This is a genomic window from Salinicoccus albus DSM 19776 (assembly GCF_000385175.1).
Taxonomy (GTDB): Bacteria; Bacillota; Bacilli; order Staphylococcales; family Salinicoccaceae; genus Salinicoccus; species Salinicoccus albus.
This window is the reverse complement of sequence record NZ_ARQJ01000027.1, coordinates 157,422-164,768: the sequence shown is the minus strand read 5'-3', so window position 1 is coordinate 164,768 and position 7,347 is coordinate 157,422. Positions and strand designations below refer to the sequence as shown.

The window sequence follows — 7,347 nt, the reverse complement described above, 5'->3', positions numbered from 1 at the left end:
GGGATAAGTCATATATCTTTCTTCGTTTACCTGCAGGATTTACACCATAGGGTTACGGTTATCTTTAGGGACTTTGTTGTCTTAAGTCAACTCACCCTCCTACAATGCCTCATTATCCTGTTCCTATTCGTCAGGCCACGATTTCGCTATCGCTTCCTCTCCCCCACATCTCACGATGTGAAGCTTGCGAGTCGCTAGCTAGCTTCGTCGATAACTACGCGCTAAGAGGACTTTCACCCCAGATATATGACATGCCCGTCATACTTAAAAAACTCCGTCCTATTGATTAGGACGGAGTTTCCGCGGTACCACCTGTATTTCTGCATGAAGAATCATACAGACACTTTAAAAGATAAGGGATTATCCCCCTTGCCTCATCAGTCAGGTGAACCACAGCCCCATCTGTATGCCTCATTACAGTCTGTGTAAGGCACTCCCTGAACAGAATTACGGACCATTTATGTCTGGCTTCAAGCTGAAGCAATGTATTCAATCTATAAAGTAATTATAAATCAAAATTTATAAAAATCAAGCTTTGAAATAATGCATTAAGATCCCCCCGGAAATGGCCACATTCAAACTTTCACTGTCTCCGGGCATTTCAATTTTCACGCGTTGATCTGCCTTATCGAGCAATTCTTCTTCGAGTCCTCTGCCCTCGTTGCCGAGGACCAGCATCAGCGGTGTATCATTAACCGCAATATTCTCAAACGGCACCGCCTCTTTGAGCGAGGTGCCAAGCACCATGCCATCAAAAGATTCAATTGCCTCGGCTGTATCCATCACATCCATCTCAATGTGGAAAGTACTGCCCTGGGCGCTCCTTAAGACTTTACCGCTATAGGCATCTACTGTGTCGGGCGATAAGATCACCTTGGAAAAACCGAACGCGTCTGCAGTACGTATCAACGTGCCAAGGTTCCCGGGATCCTGTATAAAATCAAGCAACAGTACCCTGTTTGAACTTTTGGAAGGCGCACTATAACTGATTGCCGCCACAATACCCGGCGGTGTTTCCAGTGTCGACAATGAATTCATTACTTCTTCATTCACAAGTATCAGATCTATGTCTGACAAATCAAGATGACTGTAATCATAATCTTCCAAAAGCACTACGTTATGGATTTTCTGATTATGAAGAATCGCCTCTGTGACCAGATGCTCACCTTCTATCAGAAACTGATCCGCCTTTTTTCGATGCTTTTTCGTCTGCAGTTTCCTTAACTCTTTAATACGTCCATTATCCTTTGATGTGATGATTTCCTCTTTTACCAAATAATTTCTTCCACCTTACTATCATCCAGAGATCTTACAATTTCAGTGACTAAATTAACCGCGTTGTTATAATCTTCCCTGTTGAGCACAGAAATATTGGAGTGCATGTATCTTAAAGGCACCCCGATAGAAACTGATGGCACACCTTCGTTGGACACGTGGAATGCACCGGAGTCAGTGCCTCCTCCTGTGATCGCAGACCACTGGATCGGTATATCCTTCTCTTCTGCTACTTTTTCGATATGGCGGCGAAATCCGACATGCCCGATGTTGGAACCGTCAAGCAGCAGAACCAGCGGCCCGTCGCCCATCTTTCCGACACCGTCTTTCTCACTCATCCCCGGGGTGTCCCACGATATACCTACATCAACAGCAATGGCGAGATCCGGTTTAATTTTATTGGCGGCAACTTTCGCCCCCCTCAATCCAACTTCCTCCTGGACAGTTGCACCACTCGCAAGGTTGATGTTCACATCTTCCTCTTTAATATTTTGCAGGACTTCGATGGCAAGCGCACAGCCGAATCTGTTATCCCATGCTTTGGCCATCAGGTAATTCTTATTCGTCATCTCAGTAAAATCACAATGCGGCGTGACTTGATCTCCGGGCTTGACGCCTGCTTCAACCGCTTCCTCTTTTGAAGCAACACCGATATCTATAAACATATCTTTGATTTCAACCGGTTTTTTTCGCGCTTCAGCTGACAGTACATGCGGCGGTTTTGAACCAATGACACCGGTTAATACACCTTTATCCGTGGTGATATTCATGCGCTGAGAAAGCATTACTTGATTCCACCAGCCGCCGACTGGAGTGAATTTAAGAAATCCGTTATCATCAATTTGGGTGACCATGAATCCTATCTCATCAAGATGCCCGCCGATTAAAAGGGTGCGTGAACCCTCCCTGGCCTTTCTCATACCGAATAAACCGCCCAGATTATCGCTCACCAGTTCATCACTGACAGGTTCAAGGTATCCCTCCATGATTTTTTTAACATCATATTCGAATCCGGAAATACCATTTGCGTCCGTCAGGCTTTTCATCATTGTTAACTGCTTGTCCATAATCAATCTCCTATCCTTCGTTCATATTACTTCCATTCTATCACATGATATTTCAATTTTCGTAATACAATACATATTGCTACAAAGTTTTGTACTTTACTGATATTATTTTCATATAGTATAAAGTTATTCAAGGAGGAAGGCCCATGATAAATATAGAATTATCCAAAGTTGAAGAATCCGGTGAACAGTTTGTTGTAAAAAGCAATACCTTTGAGGAGGAATCCACTGCTGAAGAACTGTATAATACGCTGACCGATGAATATGCCGATCAGACGCTCCCATTTTTTGATCAGGGTGAACAACTGATCAGACTTGATATTGTTTCACCTAATGAGGACGATGAAGCACCAAAAAATCAAAAAGAATGTTATTTCGAATACTCTGAAGCACTGCTTGGCAGTTTGTATAATCGGATATAGAGTAAAATCGCCTGATCCATTTGGATCAGGCGATTTCCATATATATTATCTTATTTTCCCAAAGCATTTTTAGCCTGGGATGCCAGTTCTGCAAAAGCTTTTTCATCGGAAACAGCAATTTCAGACAGCATTTTTCTGTTGATATCAATGCCTGCAGTTTTCAGGCCGTTCATCAAGCGGCTGTAGCTGATACCATTTTGACGTGCCGCAGCATTGATACGTGTAATCCACAGCTTGCGGAAGTCACGTTTCATCTGACGACGGTCACGGTAGGCGTACTGTCCGGATTTCAACACCTGCTGTTTGGCTGTTCTATACAGTGTGCTTTTCGCACCGAAATATCCTTTTGCCTGTTTTAATACTTTTTTGCGTCTTCTGCGGGACGTTAGTCCATTTTTAACACGAGCCATTGTATATCCTCCTCATTCAATCGATTATTTGACGTATGAAAGCAGCTGCTTAACACGTTTATGATCACTTTTGGAAACAAGCGTTGCTTTTCTCAATTGACGCTTCTGTTTCGTCGACTTATTTGCAAACAGGTGAGATGTAAACGCATGACTGCGTTTGAATTTCCCGGTTCCTGTACGTTTTATACGCTTTGCATAACCTCTGTGTGTTTTCATTTTTGGCATGAGATCATAACCTCCGGTTTGTTATTTTTTTTCAGAAATCGGTGATACAACCAAGAACATGGAACGGCCTTCCATCTTTGGTCTCTGTTCGATAGCCGCAACTTCTGACAGTTCATCCGCAAATCTTTCAAGCACTTTGCGTCCGATATCCTTATGGGTGATGGCACGCCCCCGAAAACGGATGGAAACTTTCACCTTGTCTTCCTTAGCCAGGAATTTCTTCGCGTTTTTAAGCTTGGTGTTAAAATCATGCTCTTCAATCGTCGGGGAAAGTCTGATTTCCTTGGTATTAATCACCTTTTGCTTCTTACGCGCTTCCCTTTCCTTGCGCTGCTGCTCGTATTTATATTTGCCATAGTCCATGATACGGGCAACCGGCGGCTTGGCGTTCGGTGCGACAAGAACGAGGTCCTGTTCTACCCGATCCGCCATTTCCTGGGCTTCCTGTTTTGACTTGATACCGACCTGTGAGCCATCCTGATCAATCAGACGAACTTCTTTAGCGCGGATTCTATCATTGATAAACGTTTGGTTTTTTGCTATCTTTGACACCTCCATAAAGTTTGAAGACGAACAAAAAAGGCGGGCACAATATGCGCCCGCCGTCCGACATAAAGACACACTGCAAATCGTAAAAGACCTGCATTCTGTCTTTACTTTTCAAACCCGTTCGCTACTTATTAGTGCTTGCGGGTGAGAAGCGGGTGCTTCTTCTTGTCCGTTCTTATCAACTCTTAGTATGATACATTATTCATTCTTTCCTGTCAACGTTTATTTCTTCAGTCTGACTTCGTCCACGAGCTGCCATATAAAGTCATCCTTATCATATGAATTCTGTTCCTGCTCACCATATTTTCTGACATTGACTTCCGATTCCTCTATTTCTTTGTCACCGATGACGATTTGGTAAGGAACTTTTCTCACTTGGGCTTCACGGATTTTATAACCCATCTTTTCATTCCTGTCATCGATGTTTACGCGGAGACCGTGGCTCTTAAGCTCATCTTTAACCGTCCGGGCGTAATCATAATGCAGATCGGGATTGACCGGTATGATCTCTGCCTGCTGAGGTGCCAGCCAAAGCGGAAATGCACCTTTATATTCTTCTGTGAGAAACGCCACAAAACGTTCCATCGTTGATACGACACCGCGGTGGATGACAACAGGACGATGCAGCTCCCCATCTTTGCCGACATACGTCAGATCAAATCTTTCAGGCATCAGGAAATCAAGCTGAACAGTGGATAATGTCTCTTCTTTTCCAAGTGCTGTCTGTACCTGAACATCAAGCTTGGGACCATAGAATGCCGCCTCACCTTTAGCTTCAGTATACTTGAGCCCCATTTCATCTATCGCCTCTTTACTCAGAGACTCTGCTTTGATCCACATTTCATCATCATCAAAATATTTCTCCTTATCGTCCGGATCCCTGTAGCTCATCCTGAACGAATAATTGTCAAAACCGAAATCATTATATACATCAACGATCAGCTGGATGACACGCTGGAATTCTTCTTTAATCTGATCGGGGCGCACGAAAACATGTGCATCATTCAATGTCATGCCCCGTACACGCTGCAGTCCGCTTACCGCACCGCTTGCCTCATAGCGGTGCATCGTACCGAGTTCTGCAATCCTGATTGGCAGCTCCCTGTATGAGTGACTTTCAGATTTATATACCATCATATGATGCGGACAATTCATGGGCCGCAAAACAAGTTCTTCCCCGTTTATGTCCATGACCGGAAACATATCGTCCTGATAATGACCCCAGTGCCCGCTTGTTTTATAAAGCTCACTGCTTGCCATTACCGGAGTATAAACATGGTCATATCCCAGCGAAACTTCCTTATCCACTATATAACGTTCTATCTCACGTCTGATGGTTGCACCGTTTGGCAGCCACAGTGGCAGGCCGGCACCAACCAGCTGATTGTTCTGAAAGAGTTTCATATCTTTGCCGATTCTGCGATGGTCACGCTCTTTACGTTCCTCCAAAATATTCAAGTAGGCTTTCAGGTTCTTTTTATCAAAAAAAGCTGTCCCGTATATGCGCTGCAGCATCTTGTTATCTGAATCTCCGCGCCAGTAAGCACCGGCGGTGCTGAGAAGTTTGAAAGATCTGATCTTTGATGTGGACGGCACATGTACCCCACGGCACAGGTCAGTGAACTCTCCCTGGGAATAAACAGTCACCGGTTCTCCTTCAGGAATGGCTTCGATCAATTCCAGTTTGTACGGATCGTCACTGAAAAATGTTTTTGCCTGTTCCCTAGTGAGTTCTTTCCTGGTGATTTCTATATTTTCATCGACAATTTTGTTCATCTCTTTTTCGATTTTCCCGAAGTCTTCGGAAGATATCCTTTCATCCATATCAAAATCATAGTAGAAACCTTCCTCGACCACCGGTCCCACGCCAAACTTAATATCACCGTACAATCGTTTTAGTGCCTGGGCCATCAAATGGGCAGTCGAATGACGCAGCACTTCAAGCCCCTCATCACTTTTATCGGTGATCAGTTCAACAGCACTGTCGCTCTCTATAGGGCGTCTGAGGTCATACATCCGACCGTCAACTTTCGCTGCCAGAGAGGCCTTTTTAAGTCCGGGACTGATTGAATGGGCAATCTCTTCTGCGGTGATACCCGGCTCAAACGCCTTGACATTACCGTCAGGGAAACTGATATTTATCTCGCTCATAAACATTCTTCCTCTCACATTAAAATTTGAAAATTCAATGATAAATCAAAAAATCGCCCCTCTATTATAGAGGGGCGATTTTAACCGCGGTACCACCCTGATTTTTACGGAAAACTCCCGCCTTCAGCCAGATATAACGGTCTGGACCGGCATGAGTATTAATCAGCAGATATCAAGGGAGTAACCATAACGGTCTTATATACATGTCTCAGCAAATCATGCATTCTCTGAAAAGAGACACAAAACGGTCTTGTCCTTGGATTTAAATTAATGAAATTATACATCTATTATAATCGAGCACTAACGAAATTTCAAGCGTCAGTGATCACGGTAATTTTTACCCTCAAGCTGCACTTCTTCACATAATGTTCTCAAACGTTCGATCATCCGCATCGCTTTTGTTTCTTCCACACCATTTTCTTTAGTTCTGCTGTAACGGTATGAAAGTTCATTCATGGAATAGTTCGAAGAGGCAAACGTCGGCAGACCTTCCACCATCCTGTAATGCAAAAGCCCTGTAACCACTTCATCCCGGACCCAGGGCGTAACATCTTCCGCGCCGAGATCATCAAGCATCAGCACCTGGGCATTCTTTATCGTATTGAATTTTTCATCTGTCGTCCCGTCCTTAAAGCCGGCTTTCAAATCACGAATAATTTCAGGTACATATACGATCATCGACGACACAGATTTTTCTTTTAATTCATTTGCAATACAGCCCAGCAGGTAAGATTTACCGATACCAAAACTGCCGTGGATATACATTCCTTTAGTCCCCCTGCCTTCACTGATTGCTTTCGACGCAGCGATTGCCTTCTTAATGATATCCTGCCTGTTCGTCTCTGGATCCAGAAAGACGGTGTCAAATGTTGCATCCTTGACATCTTTTGGCACATGATAGGACTCTATCATCCGCTCTCTTTCCCGGAAAGCATCGTCTTTGATTTTATTTGGACAGGCCGAATATATAATATGAATTCTGCCGTCGCGTACATCGATGGATGGGACATAGCCCTGCGGGTGATTGATGCAGTTCTCCAGCGATCCGCATTTTTCACATGCCAGTGACTGTTCTGTATATCTTTTCAACTGCAGCAGATCATTCTTTATCATCGTGCGGGTGATTTCCTGTTCACTGTTTTCTATGAGTTCAATAATCCGCGGATGAGAAATCAACTCCTCATAGAGCTTATCATTATTTTCCCGGATTTTCTTTGAGTTTTTTAAAAACTGATTAATGGGTTCCAC

8 protein-coding genes and 1 other annotated feature are annotated in these 7,347 nt (G+C 43.9%); of the genes, 1 reads left to right on the top strand and 7 read right to left on the bottom strand.

Going from position 1 to position 7,347, the window contains the following annotated elements; genetic code table 11:
* Window positions 1-528 precede the first annotated feature (528 nt).
* Together G343_RS0107690 and G343_RS0107685 are read right to left on the bottom strand one after the other, a co-directional pair.
* Entirely contained in the window at window positions 529-1,275 is a 747-nt protein-coding gene (locus G343_RS0107690) for a TrmH family RNA methyltransferase (protein WP_020007550.1), read from the bottom strand.
* The gene (locus tag G343_RS0107685) at window positions 1,269-2,342 is read right to left on the bottom strand and encodes a M42 family metallopeptidase (RefSeq protein WP_020007549.1); all 1,074 of its coding nucleotides are present in this window, start codon (window positions 2,340-2,342) and stop codon (window positions 1,269-1,271) included. The genes G343_RS0107690 and G343_RS0107685 overlap by 7 nt, the downstream gene beginning before the upstream one ends.
* Window positions 2,343-2,488: 146 nt before the next feature.
* On the opposite strand from G343_RS0107685, the gene G343_RS0107680 reads away from it, so the two are divergent.
* Window positions 2,489-2,764, top strand: coding sequence for a hypothetical protein (locus G343_RS0107680; protein ID WP_020007548.1), 276 nt, complete (start codon window positions 2,489-2,491; stop codon window positions 2,762-2,764).
* Between the two features lie 50 nt (window positions 2,765-2,814).
* Here G343_RS0107680 and rplT read toward each other — a convergent pair whose 3' ends face one another.
* The 5 genes from rplT to dnaI all read right to left on the bottom strand — a co-directional run bounded on the left by rplT (window position 2,815) and on the right by dnaI (window position 7,347).
* Complete coding sequence (rplT, locus tag G343_RS0107675; RefSeq protein WP_020007547.1) at window positions 2,815-3,174, bottom strand: 50S ribosomal protein L20; 360 nt, start codon at window positions 3,172-3,174, stop codon at window positions 2,815-2,817.
* Window positions 3,175-3,198: 24 nt separating this feature from the next.
* On the bottom strand, window positions 3,199-3,399 hold the full coding sequence (gene rpmI / locus G343_RS0107670) for a 50S ribosomal protein L35 (protein ID WP_020007546.1): 201 nt from the start codon (window positions 3,397-3,399) through the stop codon (window positions 3,199-3,201).
* A gap of 21 nt (window positions 3,400-3,420) precedes the next feature.
* Window positions 3,421-3,951, bottom strand: coding sequence for a translation initiation factor IF-3 (gene infC / locus G343_RS0107665; protein ID WP_026366314.1), 531 nt, complete (start codon window positions 3,949-3,951; stop codon window positions 3,421-3,423).
* Window positions 3,952-3,967: 16 nt separating this feature from the next.
* Window positions 3,968-4,121 (bottom strand) — a sequence feature (ribosomal protein L20 leader region).
* Window positions 4,122-4,170: 49 nt separating this feature from the next.
* Window positions 4,171-6,099 carry a threonine--tRNA ligase gene (gene thrS / locus G343_RS0107660; RefSeq protein ID WP_020007544.1) on the bottom strand — a complete coding sequence of 643 codons (1,929 nt, stop codon included), beginning with the start codon at window positions 6,097-6,099 and terminating at the stop codon, window positions 4,171-4,173.
* Window positions 6,100-6,417: 318 nt separating this feature from the next.
* The gene (gene dnaI, locus G343_RS0107655) at window positions 6,418-7,347 is read right to left on the bottom strand and encodes a primosomal protein DnaI (protein WP_026366313.1); all 930 of its coding nucleotides are present in this window, start codon (window positions 7,345-7,347) and stop codon (window positions 6,418-6,420) included.